Annotated in this window: 19 protein-coding genes; 15 read left to right on the top strand and 4 right to left on the bottom strand. The window is 70.9% G+C overall.

Annotation, left to right across the window (positions count from 1 at the left end):
- Positions 1–94: 94 nt before the first annotated feature.
- Together OG252_RS08115 and OG252_RS08110 are read left to right on the top strand one after the other, a co-directional pair.
- A complete protein-coding gene (locus OG252_RS08115) occupies positions 95–1,711 on the top strand; it encodes an FAD-binding protein (RefSeq protein ID WP_329334836.1) in 1,617 nt (538 codons plus the stop codon).
- 31 nt (positions 1,712–1,742) lie between these two features.
- Positions 1,743–2,495, top strand: a complete 753-nt coding sequence (locus tag OG252_RS08110) for a hypothetical protein (RefSeq protein ID WP_329334834.1) — start codon at positions 1,743–1,745, stop codon at positions 2,493–2,495.
- A gap of 56 nt (positions 2,496–2,551) precedes the next feature.
- On the opposite strand, the gene OG252_RS08105 is transcribed toward OG252_RS08110, so the two are convergent.
- The gene (locus OG252_RS08105) at positions 2,552–4,240 is read right to left on the bottom strand and encodes a thiolase C-terminal domain-containing protein (protein ID WP_329334831.1); all 1,689 of its coding nucleotides are present in this window, start codon (positions 4,238–4,240) and stop codon (positions 2,552–2,554) included.
- A gap of 187 nt (positions 4,241–4,427) precedes the next feature.
- On the opposite strand from OG252_RS08105, the gene OG252_RS08100 reads away from it, so the two are divergent.
- The 9 genes from OG252_RS08100 to OG252_RS08060 all read left to right on the top strand — a co-directional run bounded on the left by OG252_RS08100 (position 4,428) and on the right by OG252_RS08060 (position 13,772).
- Entirely contained in the window at positions 4,428–5,573 is a 1,146-nt protein-coding gene (locus tag OG252_RS08100; protein ID WP_266450953.1) for an amidohydrolase family protein, read from the top strand.
- Positions 5,570–5,788 carry a hypothetical protein gene (locus tag OG252_RS08095; protein ID WP_329334829.1) on the top strand — a complete coding sequence of 73 codons (219 nt, stop codon included), beginning with the start codon at positions 5,570–5,572 and terminating at the stop codon, positions 5,786–5,788. Before OG252_RS08100 ends, OG252_RS08095 begins: the two co-directional genes overlap by 4 nt.
- A gap of 2 nt (positions 5,789–5,790) precedes the next feature.
- Positions 5,791–6,603: a mycofactocin-coupled SDR family oxidoreductase gene (locus tag OG252_RS08090; protein WP_329334827.1), complete on the top strand. Its 813-nt coding sequence runs from the start codon at positions 5,791–5,793 to the stop codon at positions 6,601–6,603.
- Between the two features lie 67 nt (positions 6,604–6,670).
- Positions 6,671–7,510 (top strand): NAD(P)-dependent oxidoreductase, encoded by an 840-nt coding sequence (locus tag OG252_RS08085; RefSeq protein WP_329334826.1) that lies wholly within the window; start codon positions 6,671–6,673, stop codon positions 7,508–7,510.
- Entirely contained in the window at positions 7,507–7,695 is a 189-nt protein-coding gene (locus OG252_RS08080) for a ferredoxin (RefSeq protein ID WP_053753722.1), read from the top strand. The genes OG252_RS08085 and OG252_RS08080 overlap by 4 nt, the downstream gene beginning before the upstream one ends.
- Before the next feature lie 44 nt (positions 7,696–7,739).
- Positions 7,740–8,972 (top strand): CaiB/BaiF CoA transferase family protein, encoded by a 1,233-nt coding sequence (locus OG252_RS08075; RefSeq protein WP_266450957.1) that lies wholly within the window; start codon positions 7,740–7,742, stop codon positions 8,970–8,972.
- A 43-nt stretch (positions 8,973–9,015) separates the two neighbouring features.
- The gene (locus tag OG252_RS08070; RefSeq protein ID WP_266450958.1) at positions 9,016–10,287 is read left to right on the top strand and encodes an ABC transporter substrate-binding protein; all 1,272 of its coding nucleotides are present in this window, start codon (positions 9,016–9,018) and stop codon (positions 10,285–10,287) included.
- Between the two features lie 30 nt (positions 10,288–10,317).
- Complete coding sequence (locus tag OG252_RS08065; RefSeq protein WP_329334821.1) at positions 10,318–13,065, top strand: branched-chain amino acid ABC transporter permease/ATP-binding protein; 2,748 nt, start codon at positions 10,318–10,320, stop codon at positions 13,063–13,065.
- Positions 13,062–13,772 carry an ABC transporter ATP-binding protein gene (locus OG252_RS08060; RefSeq protein ID WP_329334819.1) on the top strand — a complete coding sequence of 237 codons (711 nt, stop codon included), beginning with the start codon at positions 13,062–13,064 and terminating at the stop codon, positions 13,770–13,772. The genes OG252_RS08065 and OG252_RS08060 overlap by 4 nt, the downstream gene beginning before the upstream one ends.
- Before the next feature lie 33 nt (positions 13,773–13,805).
- On the opposite strand, the gene OG252_RS08055 is transcribed toward OG252_RS08060, so the two are convergent.
- Genes OG252_RS08055 through OG252_RS08045 form a run of 3 tightly spaced genes read right to left on the bottom strand, consistent with a single transcriptional unit; the run spans position 13,806 to position 16,959 of the window.
- A complete protein-coding gene (locus OG252_RS08055; RefSeq protein WP_406497153.1) occupies positions 13,806–14,606 on the bottom strand; it encodes an SDR family NAD(P)-dependent oxidoreductase in 801 nt (266 codons plus the stop codon).
- Positions 14,603–15,922, bottom strand: coding sequence for an acyl-CoA dehydrogenase family protein (locus OG252_RS08050; protein ID WP_266450962.1), 1,320 nt, complete (start codon positions 15,920–15,922; stop codon positions 14,603–14,605). The genes OG252_RS08055 and OG252_RS08050 overlap by 4 nt, the downstream gene beginning before the upstream one ends.
- 17 nt (positions 15,923–15,939) lie before the next feature.
- On the bottom strand, positions 15,940–16,959 hold the full coding sequence (locus OG252_RS08045; protein WP_329334814.1) for a phosphotransferase family protein: 1,020 nt from the start codon (positions 16,957–16,959) through the stop codon (positions 15,940–15,942).
- Positions 16,960–17,063: 104 nt separating this feature from the next.
- Here OG252_RS08045 and OG252_RS08040 point away from each other — a divergent pair, with 104 nt between their 5' ends.
- From OG252_RS08040 to OG252_RS08025, 4 genes are all read left to right on the top strand, one after another.
- On the top strand, positions 17,064–17,828 hold the full coding sequence (locus OG252_RS08040) for a crotonase/enoyl-CoA hydratase family protein (RefSeq protein ID WP_329334812.1): 765 nt from the start codon (positions 17,064–17,066) through the stop codon (positions 17,826–17,828).
- A 232-nt stretch (positions 17,829–18,060) separates the two neighbouring features.
- Positions 18,061–19,260, top strand: coding sequence for a cytochrome P450 (locus tag OG252_RS08035; protein ID WP_266450965.1), 1,200 nt, complete (start codon positions 18,061–18,063; stop codon positions 19,258–19,260).
- A 5-nt stretch (positions 19,261–19,265) separates the two neighbouring features.
- Positions 19,266–19,748 carry a VOC family protein gene (locus OG252_RS08030; protein ID WP_329334810.1) on the top strand — a complete coding sequence of 161 codons (483 nt, stop codon included), beginning with the start codon at positions 19,266–19,268 and terminating at the stop codon, positions 19,746–19,748.
- A 105-nt stretch (positions 19,749–19,853) separates the two neighbouring features.
- Positions 19,854–20,981: an acyl-CoA dehydrogenase family protein gene (locus OG252_RS08025; RefSeq protein WP_329334807.1), complete on the top strand. Its 1,128-nt coding sequence runs from the start codon at positions 19,854–19,856 to the stop codon at positions 20,979–20,981.
- Position 20,982 lies beyond the last annotated feature (1 nt).

The raw sequence follows: 20,982 nt of genomic DNA, 5'->3' as shown, positions 1-20,982 counted from the left end.
CCGTGCTTCACGACGAGCCAGTCGGATTCCGGATCACTAATTACCGTGAGCGAGGCCGACGGCCTCCGCGGGTCCGTTCCCTACGTGGAGGTCAATGGTGACTCTCAATGAGGACAACCACGACGAGACGTACGACGTCATCGTCGTCGGATCGGGCGGAGGCCTGGTCGGGGCCTATGTGGCGGCGTCGCGCGGCCTGCGCACGCTGGTCATCGAGAAGACCGACCTGGTGGGCGGCACGACCGCCTACTCCGGTGCGGGTCTGTGGTTTCCGGGCTCCGCGCCGGTGCGGCGGGCCGGTCTCGACGAGAGCGTCGAGGAGGCCAGGACGTATCTGCGCACCATCGTCGACGACAGCTCCCGGGAACCGCTCCAGGACGCCTACTTGCGGGCCGGCGTCCAGCTGATCGACGAACTCGAGAAGAACCCGTGGTTCCAGTCGTTCGTGCACGCCCCTGTGCCGGAGTACTACGCGTCGGTCCCCGGCGCGTCCCCCACGGGACACACCGTCTTCCCGCCGCCGCTCCCCGTCGCCGAGCTCGGAGAGAACACCCGGCTGGTCCGCACCTCCATCCCCGCCGAGCGGTGGGGCGTCGACGAGGGCCCGGTCCTCAGCGGCGGCCGCGCGCTGATCGGCAGGGCGCTCTCGGCGTTCCTGGAGACCGGTCACGGTTCGCTCCGCCTCGACACCGCGCTGCAGAGCCTGCTCGTCGAGGACGGCAGGGTCGTCGGCGTGGAGGCGGTGAGCGACGGCGAACGGGTCAGGTTCCGCGCCGAACGCGGCGTGATCCTCACCGCCGGCGGCTTCGAGCGCAACCGCGAACTGCGCGCGAAGCACCAGCCGTTCGACCAGGCCAGTCAGTGGTCGCACGGCGCCCCGGGCAACACGGGCGACGCGCTCCTGGCCGGGATCGCGATCGGTGCCGCCACCGACCTGCTCGACGAGGCCTGGTACGTCCCGGGCCTCGTGCAGCCGGACGGCCGTCCGACCTTCCAGTCCGGCATGCGGGCCGGGATATGGGTCAACGGCGCCGGCGAACGCTTCATGAACGAGGCGGCCCCCTACGACCAGGCCGGGCACGAGATCGTCCGCCTGCACACGACGACGGGTGTCTCCCACGTCCCCGTGCACTGGGTTCTGGACCAGCGCCAGCTCGACCGGGACAGCTTCGGCGGCCCGGCCGACCAGCCGGTGGCCCCCGAGTGGTTCGAGTCGGGCGCGCTGAAGAAGGCCGACACCCTTGAGGAACTGGCGAAGCTGATCGACGTACCGCTCGACGCGCTGCGCAAGACCATCGAGGAGTACAACGGCTACGCGCACACCGGGGTCGACGAGAAGTTCCATCGTGGCGAGACGCCCTGGGACCAGATGTTCCAGTACGTGCTGCCCTTCCCCTACATACCCGAGCTGAACCACCCGGCGCCGCCCACCCCGGACTGGCCGAACGCGCTGCTGCTTCCGCTCGACACCCCGCCGTACTACGTCGCGACCATCGTCCCGTCCGACATCGGCACCAAGGGCGGCCTGAAGACCGACGAGCACGCGCGGGTGCTGCGCCCGGACGGGCAGCCGATCGCCGGGCTCTACGCGGCCGGGAACACCGCGGCCGCGATGTCGGGGCGCGTCTACCCGGGCGCCGGGACCCCGATCGGTTCGAGCGTCGCCTTCGCGTATCTCGCGGTGCTCGACCTCGCCGACGCGGTCGTCTGACTCACCGGAACGAGATCAAAGGAGATCCGTCATGCATCAAGACAGGTACATGAAGTTGCAGCGCTTCTCGGCGTGGTGCGGCTTCATCCTGCTCGTGGGATTCATGGCCGCCTACACCACCGGTGGCCTCATCACGCCCATGGACCCGACACTGAGCTCCGACGAAGTCGTCGAGTGGCTGAAGGACAACCAGACGGGGATCCTCGCCTGCGTCGCGATCATGGTCCTGACCGTCCCGTTCGAGTACCCGTTCGTCGTCGTGACCAGCTTGCAGCTCAAGAGGATCGAGGGCGGCTGGGGCCTGCTGTCCATGACCCAGGTCCTCACCGGTGTGGTCGCGCCGATCGGGTTCTTCTTCCCGCTCGCGATCCTCTCCGCCGCGGCCTATCGACCGGAGCGTCACTCCGCCGACGTCCTGTCCGCGATGGTCGACATCTACTGGCTCATGCTGGTGGGCAACGCCTGCATCTTCGTCCTGCAGGTCTGGTGCATCGGATACGGAGCACTCATCGACCGCCGCGCCAAGCCGATCTTCCCCCGCTGGTTCGGCTGGCTGAACATCGTGCTGGGGGTGGCCCTCATCCCGGGCGCCTTCGTCTACCTCAACAAGACCGGGCCGTTCGCGTGGAACGGACTGCTCGCGTACCTGATCCCGACGATCGTGTACACGATCTGGAAGATCGCCACGCCCGCCATGCTGCTGCGTGCCATCAAGCACGAGGAGGCCGAGCTCGCGGAGGCGAAGGAGAAGCCGGAGGCGACGGCACAGCTGGCGGCTTCGTGACGGTGCGACCCGCCGCTCGCGCAAGGATGTGGAGACCCGCCGTTGCCAACGGCGGGTCACCGCGCGTTCCTCAGCAGCATCGCCCCGGACGGCACCCCGCCGCCAGAGGTGACGACGGCGACCCGGGCGCCCTCGACCTGACGCCCGTGGGCCTCGCCGCGCAGTTGCAGCATGGCCTCGCGCACGAACCCGTATCCGTGCAGCCGGCCCGCCGAGAGCTGCCCGCCGTGCGGGTTGAGCGGGAGCCTGCCGTCGAGCGCGATCGTCTTGCCTCCGGCGATGAAGTCGGTCGCCTCGCCCGGCCCGCAGAATCCGAGGCCCTCCATCCAGGACAGGGCGTTGAACGTGAACCCGTCGTAGAGCAGGGCGACATCGACGTCGGCGGGCGTCAGGCCGGTGCGGCTCCACACGTGGGCCGAGGGGCCGAACGACTGCGGGGTGTGGGTGAGGGTGTCCTGGTCCCAGCTGAGCCGTTCCAGGATCGCCGTGCCGACCGCCTCGACCAGGACGGGCGGCTTCGGGCGGTCCGCGGCGGTCTCCACGGCCGAGACGACGACGGCCACCGCGCCGTCGCACGGGACGTCACAGTCGTACAGCCCGAACGGCGTGGACACCATGCGGGCGTCGAAGTAGTCGTCCAGGGTCAGCGGTTCGCGGTAGAGGGCCTCCGGGTTGCGGGCCGCGCCCGCCCGCGTGGTGACGGCGATCGCGCCGAGGGCCTCCCGGCCCACCCCGTAACGGTGCATGTAGTGCGAGGCGTTGCAGGCGATCCACTGCGCGGCCGACACCGCCCCGAACGGGCTGCGCCACTCGAACATCCCGGTGGCGCGGCCGCCGGCCGGCTCCCACTGGCCGGACCGGACCAGCGCGGCGTGCGAGGACTCCCAGACCGTACGGAAGCACAGCACATGCCGGCACAGCCCCGAGGCGACCGCGAGCATCGCCGCGGTGATCGAGCCGATCTGCCCGGGCACCTCGCTGCCGCCGTTGACCCACGTGGGACGCAGCTGCAACGCTTCGGACAGCGCGGTGATCCCGCCCTCGCTGAGGCCCGTCGGGCTCACCGCCGGATACGTGGACAGCCCGTCGATCTCGTCGAGTTCGAGCCCCGCGTCCGCCACCGCGGCCAGACACGCGTCGACGGCCATCGAGACCGGGTCGGCCATGAGCCGCCGGCCCACCCGGGACTGGCCGACGCCGGTCAGCGCCACCCGGTCCTCGTACTTGTGGGGCGAGGCCATGGGCCGCAGGGCCGAGCGGACCTCGCGCTGCGCGGGCAGCGGACCGGGGCCCTCGGCGGCCTCGGTCTCCAAGTCCGGCTCGAACAGCGGGACATACAGGTCGTCGTGCCGCTCGAAGCGCACCCGGACCCGCATCCCGACGCGCACCGCGTCCGGCTCGCACCCGACGATGTTGGTCGTCAGCCGAGCCCGGTCGTCCTCGGCCAGGGCGACCACGGCCACGACGTACGGCGGCGGGAACGAGGGCAGCCAGCTCTGGTGGGTGACGCTGAATCCGACGACCACCGCCTTGCCGGAGACCGGCGCGAGCGACACCTCGCGGCCGCGACAGGACGGGCACACCGGCAACGGCGGATGGAAGCGGCGCCCGCAGTCGCCGCACCGGGAGATCCGCAGGCCGCCGTCGGCTCCGGCCCTCCAGAACGCGGCGCTGGCGAGCGTCGGTTGGGGCAGCGGGCGGACCGGTGCGGGGACGGCCATGTCGAGACCCTTCGAGTCGTTCACGATATGGGTGACCTTAATGGACGCAGCATATGGCCCAAGTCCCCACGGAACGCCGGTCTTTCTCGAAAGTCGGAGTCAGAACAGTATACGCAATGCAGCGGCGGATGTAGAGTCTGGATGCCAGCGCGCCTGGTGTGCGGCTGTGCACTGCGTGTGTTCGGGGCGATCACGACGAGGGAGCGCGACGATGCCGTTGCAGCCTTGGATGAAACTCCTGTCGACCGACGACCATCTGATCGAGCCCCCGCGGTTGTGGTCGGACCGATTGCCGGCGAAGTACCGGGAGGCGGGCCCGCGGAGCGTGGAGCGACCGCGGGGCGAGGGCCAGGCCCCGGCGGAGGTGTGGGTCTACGAGGACCGCGTCTACCCCTACATCGGACTGAACGCGGTCGCGGGCAAGAAGCCCGAGGAGTTCGGCATGGAGCCGACCCGCTACGACGAGATGATCCCCGGGTGCTACGACCCCAAGGCCCGGCTGCGGGACATGGACCTCGACGGGGTGTGGGGCGCGCTCTGCTTCCCGTCCTTCCCGGGGTTCTCAGGCCACGTCTTCCTGGACGGCAAGGACCGTGAGCTGGCACTGCTGTGCGTGCAGGCGTGGAACGACTTCGTCCTCGACGAGTGGTGCGCCACCGCGCCGGGGCGGCTCATCCCGCTGGTCATCATGCCGATGTGGGACGTGCAGCTCTGCGTCGCGGAGATCCACCGGACCGCCGCCAAGGGGGCGAAGGCGATCTCCTTCCCGGAGAACCCCGCCCCGCGCGGCCTGCCGTCCTTCCACACCGACTACTGGGACCCCATGTTCTCGGCGGCCGAGGAGACCGACATGCCCCTGTGCCTGCACTTCGGCACCTCGGGCAAGCCGCCGAAGACGGCCGAGGAGGCCCCGTTCGCGGTGACGATCACCCTGTTCGGCTGCAACGCCATGTTCGCCACGGCCGACCTGCTGTTCTCCCCGGTGCTCCACAAGCATCCCAAGCTGAAGATCGGCCTGTCCGAGGGCGGGATCGGCTGGATCCCCTACCTGCTGGAGCGCGCCGACGGCACCTGGGAGCGGCACCGCTTCTACCAGAACGTCAACCAGAGCGTGCGGCCCTCGGAGCTGTTCCACAAGCACTTCCACGGCTGCTTCATCGACGACCGGTTCGGTGTGGAGGTACGGCACCACGTCGGCGTCGACAAGATCACCTGGGAGTGCGACTACCCGCACTCCGACTCGTACTGGCCCAAGAGCCGCGCCTACGCGGCGGAGGTCCTCGCCGAGGTGCCGGACGACGAGGTGCACAAGATCGTGGAACTGAACACCCGCCGTCTCTACAACCTCCCCGCATGAGCAGGCGGCCGGAGTCCGAGCGCTCGGACTGGACGGACCTGGACCTGCTGACCCGCGAGGAGGCATCCGAGCGGCTCCGCACGGAGATCACCGAGACCGAGACGCGCCTCGCCGAACTCGGCGACGGCGACCGGGCGGAGCGCGCTCTCCTCGAGCCCCGGCTGCGGGCCCTGCGCGAGGCCGTCGACGAACTGGCCGGGCCGAACGGAGGCTGACCATGGGGCGGGTAGCGGACAAGGTCGCACTCATCACAGGAGCGGCCCGCGGCCAGGGCCGGTCGCACGCGGTGCGGCTGGCGGAAGAAGGAGCGGACGTCGTCGTCACCGACGTCTGCCATGACATCAGCGACGAACTGCGGTACGCGCTCGCGACGAAGGACCAACTGGAAGAGACCGCGGAGTTGGTCCGGGCGACCGGCCGCCGGTGCGTCGCCGTGCAGGCCGACGTCCGTTCGGTCGCCGAGGTCCGGGCCGCCGTAGACGCGGCCACCACCGCATTCGGCCGGCTCGACGTGGTGGTGGCGAACGCCGGCATCATGACCATCGGGAGCGCCTGGGAACTGTCCGAAGAGGCCTGGGACGTCGTCATGGACGTCAACCTCAAGGGCGTCTGGAACACGACACGGGCCGCGATTCCCGGGATGATCGAGGCCGGGTCGGGCGGATCGATCATCATCACCAGCTCGGCCGCCGGAATCCGGGGCCATGTGCCCTACGCCCACTACGTGGCCAGCAAGCACGGTGTGGTCGGCCTGATGAAGGCGCTCTCCAACGAACTCGCCCCGCACGCGATCCGCGTGAACACCGTGCACCCCACCGGGGTGAGCGACACGGGGATCACCGTCGGCGAGCCCATCGAAGAACTCGCGGCGCGCGAACCGCTCTTCGCCCTGGCCGCGATGAACCCCCTCGCCCCGTACGTCGAACCGCGGGACGTGTCGAACGCCGTGCTGTTCCTGGCGTCGGACGAGGCGCGGTACGTCACGGGCCTGCAGTTCACCGTCGACGCGGGCTCGACGAACAAGCCGTAGCGACGGCATCCCACCGGCATACCACGGCAGCTGACGGCATCTCGTGCGAAGGGGCGGAGGGGCGAAGATGAGCGCAGTCCACACGGTCGGGTTCCTCGGCGCCGGGCAGATCGGCGAGCCGATGGTCGAACGCCTGCTGGCGGCCGGTCACCGGGTCCGCCTCCACGCCCGCCGCGCCGAGGTCCGCGACCGGCTCTCGGCCGCCGGCGCGGAACTAGTCGACGACGTACGGGACATCGCCGCCTGCGACGCCGTCGTCAGCTGCCTGTACAGCGACGACCAGATGCTCGACGTGCTGCCCGAGGTGGTCGCGGCCATGGACGCCGGCACGGTGCTGCTGTCGCACACCACTGGGGCCCCAAAGACGCTGGACCGCCTGGACGCGTTCGCGCCCGGCGGCAGGGCCGCGATCGTCGACGCCGCGTTCAGCGGAACGGCGGACGCGGTCCGCGCCGGCCGCCTCACCGTCTTCCTCGGCGGTGAAGGCGAACACCTGGTGACGGCACGTCGGATCGTCGGCGCCTACGCCGACCCCGTGGTCACGACCGGCAAGCGCGGTTCCGCGCTGCGGGTGAAGCTGCTCAACAACCTGCTGTTCGCCGCGATCACCCAGGTGACCCTGCGCGGACTGGCAGCCGGCCGCGCGTTGGGCGTCGCGGAGGACACCCTGCTGGAGGCCCTCGCGGTCAGCAGCGGGGGAAGCACCGCAGGGCGGTACATCGCCGCACGAGGCGGAGCAGAGCCGTACACCGCCGCGGTCGCGCCCTTCCTCCGCAAGGACCTGGCGGCCTGCCGGGCCACCGCCGCCGAAGCGGGCCTGGATCTCTCGGAGTTGCTGGCCGCGGCGCAGGACGGGCCGATGGACCTCGGCGAGGTCACCGCCCTCGAGAACGGAGTGGTTCGATGAAGATCACCATTGACACGCAACTGTGCTCCGGGCACGCGCGGTGCGCGGCCACCGCCCCGGAGCTGTTCGAACTCGACGACAGCGGATACGCCGTCCCCCTCGACGGGGAGGTCCCGGCGGGCCGCGAGAAGGAAGCCCGTGAGGGGGCCTGGGCCTGCCCGGAGCGAGCCATCACCGTCGAGTGACGTACGGCCGTCTTTTCCAGCAAGCAGACAAGGAGGCCGGTGGCATGCACCGACCGATGGAGGGCGTGCGGGTCCTGGAAGTCGCGCAGTTCACCTTCGTGCCCGCGGCGGGTGCGGTGCTCGCGGACTGGGGAGCCCAGGTCATCAAGATCGAGCACGCCGAGCGGGGCGACGGCCAGCGCGGACTGACGCGGGTGCTCGGGCTGCCGGTGGCGAGCGAGGACTCGTCGTTCTTCCCGATCATGGAGGGGCCCAACCGCGGCAAGCGCAGTGTCGGGCTGTCCCTGGAGAAGCCGTCCACACGGAGGGTCTTCGAGGAACTGGTCCGGTCGAGCGACGTGTTCCTCACCAACTTCCTGCCCGAGGCGCGGGCCAAGCTGAAGATCGACCTCGACGATGTCAGGGCCGTCAACCCGGACATCATCTACGTACGGGGAAGCGGCTTCGGCGTCCGAGGCACGGAGAGCAACAAGGGCGGCTACGACAGCACCGCGTTCTGGTCCCGCGGCGGCAGCGCGGCCGGCGTGACCCCGCCCGGAGCCGATCGCATGACGCGGATGCCGGCCGGTGCCTACGGCGACTCGCTGGGCGGAATGACGATCGCGGGCGGAATCGCCGCGGCGCTCTACGCACGCCGGGTCACGGGCGAGCCGTCGGTGGTCGACGTGTCGCTGCTCGGTGTCGGCGCGTGGGCCACCCAGTACTCGGTGAACCAGGCGCTGATGTTGGGCGGGCCGGTGCCGCCGCGGCAGTACCCCAAGCACGGTTCGGCGACCAATCCGCTGGTCGGCGCCTACCGCACGTCCGACGGCCGGTGGCTGGAGTTCTCGATGCTCCAACCCGGCCGCTACTGGCCCGAGTTCTGCCGGCTCGCCGGCCGGGAGGACCTCGCGGCCGACGAACGCTTCGACACCGTCGACAAGATCATGGCGAACGCCGGTGAGGCCGCCCAGATCGTCGCCGAGATCATCGGCGGGCGGACCTTCGCCGAGTGGACCGAGGTGCTGTCCCGGGGCGAGGGCCAGTGGGCCGCCGTACAGAACGCGTGGGAGGTGGGGCAGGACGAGTCGCTGCGGGCCAACGGCCTGATCGCACCGATCGAGGACGCGGACGGGCAGCGGCGCGAACTGGTCGCCAACCCCGTCCAGTTCGACGAGACACCGGTGTCCCTGACCCGCGCGCCCCAGTTCGCCGAGCACACCGACGAGATCCTGCGCGAACTCGGCCTCTCCGACGAGGAACTCCTCCAGCTGAAGATCGAAGGCGCCGTCACCTGACGCGCGATCCCCCCACTTCGCTCCGACACCTCGGGACACAGACATGGACGAGTCGGTCAGGCGTGTCATCTCCTCACCTCGGGTGAAACTGTCCGTCGCGCTGGTCACCGGTGCGGGACTGCTGCTCGGCGGATGCGGAAACGACGGTGGCTCGGACGCCACCGAGAGCAAGGAGGTACCGGCCGCGCTGGCGAGTGCCTTCCCGGGCACGGCGGCCACCGGCGCACCGGTGAAGGTCGGCCTCATCACCAACGAGGGCGGCGCCGGCATCAGCCAGCCCGAGACCAGGGAGGCCGCCGAAGCGGCCCGGAAGTACGCCAACGACAACCTCGGCGGCATCGCGGGCAGACCGGTCGAGTTCGTCGTCTGCAAGACGAAGGAGGAACCGGCGACGGCACGGGACTGCGCGAACCGGATGGTCGAGCAGAAGGTCGCCGCGGTCGTCCTCACCAGCAGCGGTCTGGGCGGCTCCATGGTGCCGATCGTGACCCAGGCCGGCATTCCCTGGGCGACCGCCATCGCCACCAGCAGCGCCGAGGGCACCAGCACCGGCTCCTTCTCCTGGACGGGCGGCTTCCCGGCGACCCTCACCTCGATGGCCGAATACGCCAAGGAGAAGGGCTACAAGAAGGTCGCCGCCTTCGTCATCGACGTACCGTCGGCCATCGGCGGCGCCGAGGCCATCGGCAAGCCGGTCTTCGCCCGGGCCGGCGTCGACCTGCGGATCGTGAAGATCGCACCGGGCACCCCGGACGCCTCTCCCCAGGTGAGCGCCGCGCTGCGGAACAAGCCCGACGCCATCGGCATCGTCGGCGAGTCGACGGTGTGCACCTCCGTGCTCCAGGCGATGACCGCACTCGGCGGCAGCACCGAACGCATGGTCCTCCAGCCCTGCATGGCACCCGAGGTCGTCGACGCCGTGGGCGCGGGCATGGAGGGCGCCCAGGTGTTCAGCAGCTTCGACGCGGCCAGCGAAGACCCCGAGGCCCAGCTGTACCGGCAGGTGATGAAGCAGTACAGCCCCGACACACCCGTCGAGGGCTACGCGGCGGTCGGATACCAGGGCGTCCTCGGACTGGTGCGCGCACTGCACGACCTCAAGGGCGACGTCACGCCGGCAGCCGTCACCAAGACGCTGCAGTCGGCCAAGGACGTCGTACTGCCCGCGGGCCACGGCACCACGTTCACCTGTGACGCCACGGCCGTACCGGGCCTGAAGGCGGCCTGCTCGGCGAAGTCGGTCACGGGCACGCTCACCGGCGGCGAGCTCGAGGACGTGCACACCGTCGATCCCAGCTCGCTGTTCGCGAAGTAGCCGGAACACCGGGAAGGAACGGGTGCGCCGATGAGCCAGTACGTCGTGTTCCTGCTGCTGGGACTGGGAAACGGGGCCGTGTTCGCCGCACTCGCGCTGGCACTGGTCCTCACTTACCGCAGCTCGGGCGTGGTCAACTTCGCCACCGGGGCGATCGCCCTGTACAGCGCCTACACCTACGCGTTCCTGCGCCGGGGTGAGCTGCTGGTGCCCGTACCGGGCCTGCCGCACACGGTCGGCCTCGGCGAACCCCTCGGGCTGGTCCCGGCCGCGGTGCTCGTGCTGCTGCTCGCCGCCCTCCTCGGCGTCGTGCTGTACGGCTTGGTCTTCCGGCCGCTGAGGGCCGCGCCGCCGGTGGCGAAGGCCGTCGCCTCGATCGGCGTGATGCTGGTGATCCAGGCCGTGCTCGTGGCACGCGTGGGCACCGCGTCCGTGTCGGTCGAGGCCATCCTGCCGAACGACCCGCTGGAGTGGGGCGGGACGCGCATCCCCGGCGACCGGCTGTGGTTCGCCGCGGTCGTCGTCGTACTCACCCTGCTGCTGGCGCTGGTGTTCCGGCTGACCCGGTTCGGGCTGGCCGCCCGCGCCGCGGCGGAGTCGGAGAAGGGCGCCCTCGTCAGCGGGCTGTCACCGGAGCGCATCGCGACGACGAACTGGGCGCTCAGCTCGGCCATCGCCGGCCTGGCCGGCATCCTCATCGCGCCGATCGTGCCCCTGGTCCCCATCTCCTACACCCTGTTCATCGTGCCGGCCCTCGCCGCGGCCCTGGTCGGCAACTTCACCGCGCTGCTCCCCGCCGTGGGCGCCGGACTCGCCATCGGGATGCTCCAGTCGGAACTGCAGTTCCTGCAGGGCACCTGGTCGTGGCTGCCGCAGAGCGGCCTGGCCCAACTGGTGCCGCTGGCCGTGATCCTGGCCTACCTCGTGGTCCGCGGACGGCCGCTGCCCACCCGGGGCATGCTGATCCGCCAGACGCTGGGGCGCGCACCCCGGCCCGACCGCCTCCTGATCCCGGCCGTCGGCGGCACGCTCCTCGGTGTCGTCCTCCTCTTCGCCACCCGGGGCAGCATCCGCGCCGCCGTCATCACCTCGCTGACGCTGGGGGTGATCTCGTTGTCGCTGGTGGTGGTGACCGGCTTCGCCGGGCAGATCTCGCTGGCCCAGCTCACCCTGGCCGGGGTCGGCGCGTTCAGCCTGAGCAGACTGACCACGCAATGGGACGTCCCGTTCCCCGTGGCGCCGCTGCTGGCGGCCGTGGTGGCGATGGTGATCGGCGTGGTGATCGGGCTGCCCGCCCTGCGCATCCGCGGGCTGCCGGCGGCGGTGGTGACGGTCGCGCTCGCGGTGGCCCTGGAGGCCTTCTGGTTCCGCAACACCGAGTTCAACGGCGGCCTGGACGGCGCGACCGTCTCCGCGCCGCACCTGTTCGGGATCGACCTGGGCATCGGCGCCGGCGCGGACTACCCGCGCATCCCGTTCGGACTGCTGTGCCTCGCCGTGCTGTTGCTGGTCGGACTGGGCGTGGCGTGGCTGCGCCGCAGCCGGCTCGGTGCGGCGATGCTGGCGGTGCGGGCCAACGAGCGGTCGGCCGCCGCGGCCGGGATCGACGTGGCCCGTACGAAGATCATCGCCTTCGCGATCGGGGCGTTCGTCGCCGGGCTCGGCGGCGCCCTCATCGGGTACCAGCAGACCGTCGCCGACGCCGAGATGTTCACCGCGATCGGCGGCCTCGGCCTGTTCGCCACCGCGTACCTGGCGGGCATCACCGCCCTGTCCGGTGGCGTCGTGGCCGGGGTGATGGGAGCCGGCGGGCTGGTGGCCGTCGCGCTGGACCGGGCCCTGTCCTTGGGGGACTGGTACGGCGTGATCATGGGCATCGGCCTGGTGCTCACCGTGATCACCAACCCGGAGGGCCTGGTCGGTCCCGCGCACGAACTGACGGCGAAGCTGCGCCGCGGACGCCGGCCCCTGGCGGCCGACCAGGACGCCGAGGTGCCGGCCGATACCGCACCGCAGATCCGGCCGCCGGTTCCCGAACCGGGCGAGGTCGTCCTGTCGGTGCGCGAGGTCGGGGTGCGCTACGGCGGTGTGGTGGCCGTCGACGCGGTCTCCTTCGAGGTGCGCGCGGGCGAGATCGTCGGCGTCATCGGCCCGAACGGCGCCGGCAAGACCACTTTGCTCGACGCGATCAGCGGATACCACCGCAGCACCGGGACCGTCGAGTTCGACGGGCGGCCCATCTCGTCGCTGGCCCCGCACCGGCGCAGCAGGGCGGGCCTCGGCCGCACCTTCCAGGGCATCGAGCTCTACGAGGATCTCAGCGTGGAGGAGAACGTGCTGGTCGGCGAGACCGCCGCCCGGCACGGCGGCGACCACGTCGGCCCCCCGAGCAAGCAGTGGTTCGAGGCGCTGCACCTGAGCCGCTTCCGCGACCGGCCGGCCCGCGAACTGTCCCAGGGCAGACGGCAGTTGGTGTCGGTCGCCCGCGCCCTGGCCGGCCGCCCCCGGATGCTCCTGCTGGACGAGCCCGCGGCCGGGCTGGACAGCTCCGAGAGCCGTTGGCTGGGCGACCGCCTGCGGGCTGTCCGGGCCGCCGGCGTGACGGTCCTGCTCATCGACCACGACATGGGGCTGGTGCTCGACGTGTGCGACCGGATCGTCGTACTGGACCTCGGACAGGTGATCGCGGAGGGCACCCCCGCCGAGATCAAGGCCGATCCACGGGTCGCCGCCGCGTACCTCGGCACGGCCGAAGCTCCCAAGGAGGGTGTGCAGTGACCGTGTTGACCTGTGAAGGCGTGGACGCCGGCTACACCAAGGGACGACCGGTGGTGCGTGGCTTCGACCTGGAGCTGCTGCCGGGCGAGGTCGTCGCTTTGCTCGGGCCCAACGGGGCCGGAAAGACCACGCTGTTGCTCACGCTGGCGGGCCTCCTGCCGGGTCTCGGCGGAACGATCACCCTGGGCGGCGAACAGCTCCGCAGCGGACGGGCCCGGGCGGCCGCCCGGCGCGGACTGGTCCTCGTACCCGACGACCGGTCCCTGTTCACCCAGCTCACCGCGCGGGAGAACCTGACGATCGCCCGTCGGCGGGGCGGCAGCACCGTGGACCAAGTGCTCGAATACTTCCCGGGGTTGGGGCGACGGCTCAAGGTACCGGCCGGGATGCTTTCCGGTGGTGAGCAGCAGATGCTGGCACTGGGCAGGGCCCTGGTCCAGGACCCGCGGATCCTGCTCGTCGACGAGCTCAGCATGGGACTGGCGCCGGTGATCGTCGAGGAACTGCTGCCGGTGGTCCGGCGGATCGCCGACGGCACCGGCACGGCGGTCGTACTGGTCGAGCAGCATGTCCGACTGGCGCTGGAGGTGGCGGACCGAGCGGTGGTCCTGGTGCACGGGGAGACGGCACTGAGCGGATCCACCGCGCGGCTCGCGGCGGATCCGGGGCTGCTGGAGCGGGCCTATCTGGGCGAGCAGGTGGCCTGACCGAAGCGGGCGAGCAGGTGGCCCGACCGAGCGTCAGTACAGCCCGCCGTCCACCCGGATCAGCGCCCCCGTCGTGTAACTCGACGCGTCGCTCGCGAGGTAGAGCGCGGTGCTCACGATCTCCTCCGGTCTGCCGGGCCGGCCGAGCGCGCTGCGGGTGCTCTGCCGTTTCTCCTCCGGCCAGGCCTTGGAGATGTCGGTGAGGAAGGGGCCGGCCGAGATGGTGTTGACCCGCACCTTCGGGCCGTACTCCAGGGCGAAGACGGTGGTCAGCGCGTTGAGGGCGGCCTTGGCGCCCGCGTACGGCCCGAACCTGGGCTGTGGCATCAGTGCCCCCGAGGAGGAGACGTTGATGATCGAGCCGCCGTCGCCCTCGGCCATCCGTCGGCCGATCAGAGAGGCGAGCCGGAACGGCCCCTTGAAGTTGACGCCGATCACCTTGTCGAAGAGTTCCTCGCTGGTGTCGGCCGACGACGGGGCCACCGGTGACATCCCGGCGTTGTTGACCAGGACGTCGACCGTGCCGAACGCCTCGTACGCGGCGTCGGCGAGCCGCCCGAGGTCCTCCCAGTGCCCCACGTGGGCGGCGACCGGCAGGGCGCGTCGGCCCAGATCGCGGACTTCCTTGGCGGCCGCCTCGCACACGTCCTGCTTGCGGCTGGAGATGACGACGTCGGCGCCCGCGGTGGCGAAGGCCCGCACCATCTCCAGGCCGAGGCCCCGGCTCCCACCGGTGACCAGGGCGACCTTGCCGGTCAGGTCGAACAGGTCCGACGCGGCGAACCGGGTGGGTTCTCCCGTCACGCGTTCGCCTGTCACGCGTTCTCCCGTCATGCGTTCACCCGGCCCGAGAGGCTGTCGTCGTTGATGACGTGCGCGTACCGCTTGCGCACGGCGTCCAGCTTCGGCGGGATGTGCTCGCTGGGGAACAGCCCCTCGGCCGGGCGGTAGTTCTTCAGGAGCTGCTTGGCCACCGTGGTGCGATGCACCTCGGTGGGGCCGTCGGCGAGGGCGAGGTTGGGCACGGACATCCACCACTGCGCGAGCGGCAGTTCGCCGGTGGTGCCGAGCGAACCGTGCAGATGCAGCGCCCGCTGGATGACGTCGTGCAGCACCCTGGCCATGGCGACCTTGCACATCGCGATCTGGGTGCGGGCGGCGCCGTGCGGCTGGGTGTCGATGATCCACGCGGTGTGCAGCACCAGCAGCCGGAACTGCTGCAACTCGATCCAGGAGTCCGCGATGAACTGCTGCACGGCCTGCTTCTCGGCGAGAAGGGTGCCCTGAGTCCGGCGGGACAGCGCGCGTTCGCACATCATGTCGAAGGCCCGCGTGCACTTGCCGACCGTGCGCATGGCGTGGTGCACCCGGCCGCCGCCGAGGCGGGCCTGGGCGACCTTGAAGCCCTCGCCGGGGCCGCCGAGCATGGCGTCGAGGGGCACCCGCACCTGGTGGTAGCGGATGTAGGCGTGGATGCCCTCGTCGAGGGACTCGCGTTCGTCCATCGTGCCGACGTTGCGCTTGATCTCGATGCCGGGCGTCTCGGACGGCACGACGAACATCGACATCCGGGTGTGCGGCGGCGCGTCCGGATCGGTGACGGCCATGACGATGAGGAACGAGGCGAAGCGGGCGTTGGAGGAGAACCACTTCTCCCCGTCGATCACCCACTCGTCGCCGTCCCGCCAGGCCCGGCACTCGAACTCCTTGGGGTCGGCGCCGGCTTGGGGCTCCGTCATCGAGAAGGTGGAGACGATGTCGCCGTTCAGCAGCGGTTCCAGATAGCGGTCTTTTTGCTCCTGGGTGCCGAACATCGCCAGGATCTCGGCGTTCCCCGTGTCGGGGGCGGCGGTGCCGAACACGGTGGGCGCCCAGTAGGAGCGGCCGAGGATCTCGTTGAGGTGGGCGAGCTTGACCTGGCCGTAGCCCGGCCCGCCCCATTCCGGTCCGAGATGGCAGGCCCACAGGCCCTGCGCCCTGACCTGCTCCCGCAGCGGTCCGAGGATCGCGCGGGCCTTCTCGTTGCCCGTGTCGTACGGATCGCCGCCGTGCGGGAACAGCAGGTCCAGGGGTTCGACCTCCTCCCGTACGAAGGCCGCGGCCCAGTCCAGCTTGGCCTGGAACTCCGGTTCGATCGAGAAATCGAGCATCGCTCCTCCGAAGGGGATCAGCGGGTGAGACGGGTGAGCGCGGCGGCGAGCAGCAGCGGAATGCCGTGGCGCATCCGCTTCACCCGCTCGGTGACCTGGTCGCGGCGCACGGCGTTCTTGACCAGGAGTGCGGAGGCGGCGGCCTGCTTGTAGCGGACGAGGGCGTCGAACCAGTCCAGCTCCGCCACCGGTGCGCCGCTCGCCGACTCGTAGACGGCCAGCAGTTCGTCGGGTTCGAGCGTGGGGGCATCGGGTGCGACCGCCGTCGGATGCCCGGGGTCGGACATCAGCCGCAGCCACGCGAGATCCAGCCGCGGATCGCCGACCGACCAGATCTCCCAGTCGATCACCGCACGGATCCCGGTGCCGACGCACTGCATGTTGCCCAGCCGCCAGTCACCGTGCAGCACGGCGGGTGTCAGCGGCGCGGGGAGTGCCTCGGCGAGCCGCCGCAGACACTCCGCCGCGGCTGTGGTCGCGGCCGGTTCGAGCTCGCACGTGGCCAGCGCCGCACGCCATCGCTCGACCTCGGCCCGCGGCGACACGGCTTCCTCGTCGATGCCCAACTCGGCGGCGCCGACGGCGTGCAGGGCCGCCAGCATGCGGGCGGCCGCCGCGGCCCGGCCGCGCACCTCGGTGGCAGGCGGCCGTTGTACGAGCGCGGTGTGACGAGGCTCGTAACTCTCGCCGTCCGCGAAGGACATGACGAACAGCGGCGGTACGTCGGGCGGCGTGCCGGGGTCGGTCCCCAGCACCTCGGGTACCGCCACGTCGGTCACCTCGGCGAGCGCGGTGAGCGCACGGGCCTGGCGCAGCACGTCCCGGTTGCGGACCGGGGGGAGGCCGGGCGGGGCGACCTTCACCACGACGCGGACGGCCGCGTCGATGGTGGCGGCGTACGTGAGGCTGGAGTTGCCGCCGGGCAGCGGTGCCAGGTCACGCACGGGACGGCCGACCGCTCTCGTCGCTCGACGTACGACGTCGGAAGGATCGGCGATCCCGATCCGCGGGCGTATCGCTGGTCGTCCGTCGGGCATGCCGGCTCCGTCCATCTCGATCGCTTCCTGTAAAACGTATACTCTTTTATCTCGCGGGTCCACGGCAAGACTGCTGGAGAGGCCGCCCGCTCGGAGGAGGAAGCGTGTCGGACGAGGTAGTTGTCGAGCGCCACGGCGCCGTGCAGGTCATCACGATCAACCGCCCGGAGGCGAAGAACGCACTCAATGGCGCCGTGGCGGCCGGGGTGGCGGCGGCGGTCGACGAACTCGACGAGTCCGACGACCTGCGGGTCGGCGTGCTCACCGGCAAGGGCGGGACCTTCTCCGCCGGAATGGACCTGAAGGCGTGGCTGCGCGGGGACAGTCCGCTGATCCAGGGCCGCGGGGTGTGCGGCATCACGATCACGCCGCCGCGCAAGCCGCTGATCGGCGCCGTCGAGGGCTGGGCGCTGGCCGGCGGGTTCGAGCTGCTCCTCGCTTGTGACCTGGTCGTCGCGGCCCGTACCGCGCGCTTCGGAGTGCCCGAGGTGACGCGGTCGTTGGTGGCGGCCGGGGGCGCGGCCCTGCTGCTGCCGCGGCGTGTGCCCTTCGCCGTCGCGCTCGAACTGCTGCTCACGGGGGAGCCGTTCGGGGCGGAACGGGCGGTCGAGGCCGGCCTGGTGAACCGGCTGACCGACGAAGGCGGGGCGCTGAGGGGCGCGCTGGATCTCGCGCGGACCATCGCGGCGAACGGCCCCCTCGCCGTCGCGGCGACCAAGCGGATCGCCCGCTCGAGCGCCGACTGGACGCTGGACGAGGGCTGGGCGCGGCAGACCGAGATCACCGACCCGGTGTTCGCCTCGCAGGACGCCAAGGAGGGGGCCAGGGCGTTCGCGGAAAAGCGGGCACCGGTTTGGAAGGGCCGCTGACGGACGTCGAGGTCTGACGCGTCCTCGCCGGTGCCCGCCAAATTCGGCCTGTGCTCGGGGATTGCCGTTCTCAGCCATGCGATGGCATGGTGAAGGAAACCTCGAAAGAGGAGCCTCAATAGGACGCGAGGGCGGAGAGCCCGGCGTTGGGCGGGACTGGGGAACGCATGGTCGCCGGAGCCCCCGGGAGACGGCCCACCCGCCGCACCATCCTTCCCGGAGAGGAACCGCGATGAGCGCGACGCTCGAGCCCGAGGGCACCTACGAAGGCGTGCCCGCGTACTACTTCGACAACACAGCCGGCGGCCCGGTCCTGAGCCACCAGCGCCGATGGGACGAGATCGCCCGTACCCACTCCGGGTTCAGGAGCAGCATCGCGCACGGCTATTGGGTCGTCACCGACGGGGGAGCGGTGCAGGAGGCCCTGCAGGACTGGCGGACCTTCTCCAACACCTCGGTGACGGCGCTCGATCCGAACCCGAAGTTCCTGTGGATCCCGGAGATGCTGGACCCGCCGCTGCACACCGAGTGGCGGCGCCTGCTGGGCCGCGAGTTCTCGCCCAAGTCGATCGCCGCCCGTGAGCCGGAGATCCGGCGGGTCGCGGTCGAGATGATCGACGGGCTCAGGGACAGCGGCGGCGCCGATGTGCTCGACGAGTTCGCGCGCAGGTTTCCCACCCTGATCTTCATGCGCCTGATGGGCCTGCCGGAGGAGGATCTGAGCCTGTTCCTCGACTGGGTGCACAACATGCTGCACCTGTCCTACGAGCAGGACCCGGACCGCGGCAGGCAACTGGCGGCGATCAAAGCCGTGTCCGCCTACTTCGAGGAGCAGATCGCACTGAGGCGTCAGACCCCGCGCGACGATCTGCTGTCCCGCGCGATGAGCTGGGAGATCGACGGCGAGCCGATCAGCGACCGGGACATGCACGCGTTCTGCGTGCTGATGTTCCAGGCCGGCCTCGACACGGTCCCGATCTCGATCGGCTGGGCGCTGTACCACTTCGCCAGCCATCCGGAGCACCGCAAGGCGATCGTCACCGACCCCTCCCTCATCCCCACGGCCGTCGAGGAGACCCTCCGCGTCTACTCGTTCGTCGTCCCGGCCCGCAAGGCGACCAGGGACGTCGAGATCGGTGGCTGCCCGGTCAGGTCCGGCGAGATGGTGATGCTGCCGCTCGCGGTCAGCAACCGTGATCCGGAGCGCTACGAGGACCCGCTGAAGGTGGACCTCAACCGCAAGGTGAGCAACCACATCGCGTTCGGTTCCGGCCCGCACCGCTGCCTGGGCTCGCACCTGGCCCGGCTCGAACTGAACGTGGCGGTCGAGGAGTGGCACAAGCGCATCCCGGACTACCGGATCGCGGACGGCCAGGGCCTGGAGCAGACCGGGAACATGTACGGCATCAAGTCGCTCCGCCTCGAGTGGTGAGCGCGGTGACGACACAGCTCCTCAGCGCGGCGGACTTCTACCACACGGGCATCGTCGTACCGGATCTCGAGGCCGCCATGGCCCGCATGAGCGAGGTCGCCGGACACCGGTGGACCGAGGTTGTGGCCTACGAAATGCCGGTGCGCCTGGCGGAAGGCGAGCGCGTGCTGCTTCTGCGCTTCGCCTACTCGCTCGACGCCCCGCACCTCGAACTCGTGCAGGAGATCCCCGGCACACCCTGGTCGGCGGCCCCGCAGGGCGCGGCACACCACCTCGGCTACTTCTGCGACGACGTGCCGACCACGTCGAAACGGCTCGAAGCGGCGGGATTCGCCCTGGAAGCCTGCGCCACGGTCGACGGCACCCCGTCGGTCTTCGCCTACCACCTGGCCCCCTCCGGTATCCGCGTCGAGATCGTGGAACGCGCACGGATCCCGGACTTCGCCGCCTACCTGCGCGAGAGGACACCGCAGCCGCAGACCGTCTGAATCCGCCACCAGGATCCCTCCCGAATAGAGTGTCCTCTTTCTGCTCCGGCGGGTATCGTGTCCGGCAGAGCCCGGCCGAGTCGACCGCAATCGTGGAGGAGCCAGGTGACCCTCACGTTCACCGAGGAGCAGGAAGAGCTGCGCGCCTCGTTGCGACGCTTCCTGACGGACAAGTCGCCGAGCGAGGCCGTGCGTCACTGGATGGAGTCCGAGGAGGGCCACGATCCAGCGGTGTGGCGGCAGATGGCCGAGCAGCTCGGACTGCAGGGCCTGGCGCTGCCGGAGGAGTACGGCGGGGCGGGCGGCGGCGCGGTCGAACTGGGCATCGTCCTGGAGGAGATGGGGCGGGCACTGCTGCCCTCGCCGTTCTTCGCGACCGTGGCACTGGCCGGCCAGGCCCTCACGGTCTCGGACGACGACGCGGCGAAGGCACGGTGGCTGCCCGGTATCGCCGACGGCTCCCTGACAGCGACCGTCGCCGTCGCGGAGGAGAGCGGCTCCTGGCGCCTGGAGGACGTCGCGACGGCGGCGACGGTGACCGCGGACGGCGACTGGACCGTCTTGGGCACCAAGATGTTCGTCGTCGACGGTCACACGGCCGACCTGCTGCTCGTGGTCGCGCGCACCGACACGGGACCCGGGCTGTTCGCCGTCGACGCCACGTCGCCCGGGGTGACCCGGACCCGCCTCGACACCCTCGACCCGACGCGACGACTGGGCCGTGTCGACCTCGACGGCGCCCCGGCCGTGCGGGTCGGACCGGACGACGGACCGGGCGCCGCAACGGCGTTCCTGTGCACGGCACTCGACCTCGCGGTGGTCGCGCTGGCCGCCGAGCAGGTCGGCGGGGCGCAGGCGTGCCTGGACGCGGCGGTGGCCTACGCGAAGGTCCGGGTGCAGTTCGGCCGGCCGATCGGGTCGTTCCAGGCGGTCAAGCACAAGTGCGCGGACATGCTGCTCGCCGTCGAGGCCGCGCGGTCGGCCACCCGCCACGCCGCGTCGGTGGCGGCCGAGGACCGGGCCGAGCTGTCGGTGGCGGCGGCGCTGGCCGGGGCGTACTGCTCGGAGGCGTACACCCACGCGGCCAAGGAGAACATCCAGATCCACGGAGGCATCGGCTACACGTGGGAACACGACGCGCACCTGTACCTGAAGCGGGCCAAGTCGTCCGAGCAGCTGTTCGGGGCGCCCGCGGCGCACCGGGCCCGACTGGCCGACCTGGTCGGGATCTGAG

The sequence above is a fragment of the Streptomyces sp. NBC_01352 genome (assembly GCF_036237295.1).
Taxonomy (GTDB): domain Bacteria; phylum Actinomycetota; class Actinomycetes; order Streptomycetales; family Streptomycetaceae; genus Streptomyces; species Streptomyces plumbiresistens.
This window is presented reverse-complemented; position numbering and strand designations above follow the sequence as displayed.

What these genes read in the sequence shown, in the direction of transcription:
- OG252_RS08080 (WP_053753722.1), top strand. Translation starts at nt 7,507, where the DNA reads ATGAAGATCACCATTGACACGCAACTGTGCTCCGGGCACGCGCGGTGC.
- OG252_RS08055 (WP_406497153.1), bottom strand. Translation starts at nt 14,606, where the DNA reads ATGACGGGAGAACGCGTGACAGGCGAACGCGTGACGGGAGAACCCACC.
- OG252_RS08110 (WP_329334834.1), top strand. Translation starts at nt 1,743, where the DNA reads ATGCATCAAGACAGGTACATGAAGTTGCAGCGCTTCTCGGCGTGGTGC.
- OG252_RS08075 (WP_266450957.1), top strand. Translation starts at nt 7,740, where the DNA reads ATGCACCGACCGATGGAGGGCGTGCGGGTCCTGGAAGTCGCGCAGTTC.
- OG252_RS08050 (WP_266450962.1), bottom strand. Translation starts at nt 15,922, where the DNA reads ATGCTCGATTTCTCGATCGAACCGGAGTTCCAGGCCAAGCTGGACTGG.
- OG252_RS08100 (WP_266450953.1), top strand. Translation starts at nt 4,428, where the DNA reads ATGCCGTTGCAGCCTTGGATGAAACTCCTGTCGACCGACGACCATCTG.
- OG252_RS08085 (WP_329334826.1), top strand. Translation starts at nt 6,671, where the DNA reads ATGAGCGCAGTCCACACGGTCGGGTTCCTCGGCGCCGGGCAGATCGGC.
- OG252_RS08070 (WP_266450958.1), top strand. Translation starts at nt 9,016, where the DNA reads ATGGACGAGTCGGTCAGGCGTGTCATCTCCTCACCTCGGGTGAAACTG.
- OG252_RS08035 (WP_266450965.1), top strand. Translation starts at nt 18,061, where the DNA reads ATGAGCGCGACGCTCGAGCCCGAGGGCACCTACGAAGGCGTGCCCGCG.
- OG252_RS08065 (WP_329334821.1), top strand. Translation starts at nt 10,318, where the DNA reads ATGAGCCAGTACGTCGTGTTCCTGCTGCTGGGACTGGGAAACGGGGCC.
- OG252_RS08090 (WP_329334827.1), top strand. Translation starts at nt 5,791, where the DNA reads ATGGGGCGGGTAGCGGACAAGGTCGCACTCATCACAGGAGCGGCCCGC.
- OG252_RS08045 (WP_329334814.1), bottom strand. Translation starts at nt 16,959, where the DNA reads ATGCCCGACGGACGACCAGCGATACGCCCGCGGATCGGGATCGCCGAT.
- OG252_RS08095 (WP_329334829.1), top strand. Translation starts at nt 5,570, where the DNA reads ATGAGCAGGCGGCCGGAGTCCGAGCGCTCGGACTGGACGGACCTGGAC.
- OG252_RS08115 (WP_329334836.1), top strand. Translation starts at nt 95, where the DNA reads ATGGTGACTCTCAATGAGGACAACCACGACGAGACGTACGACGTCATC.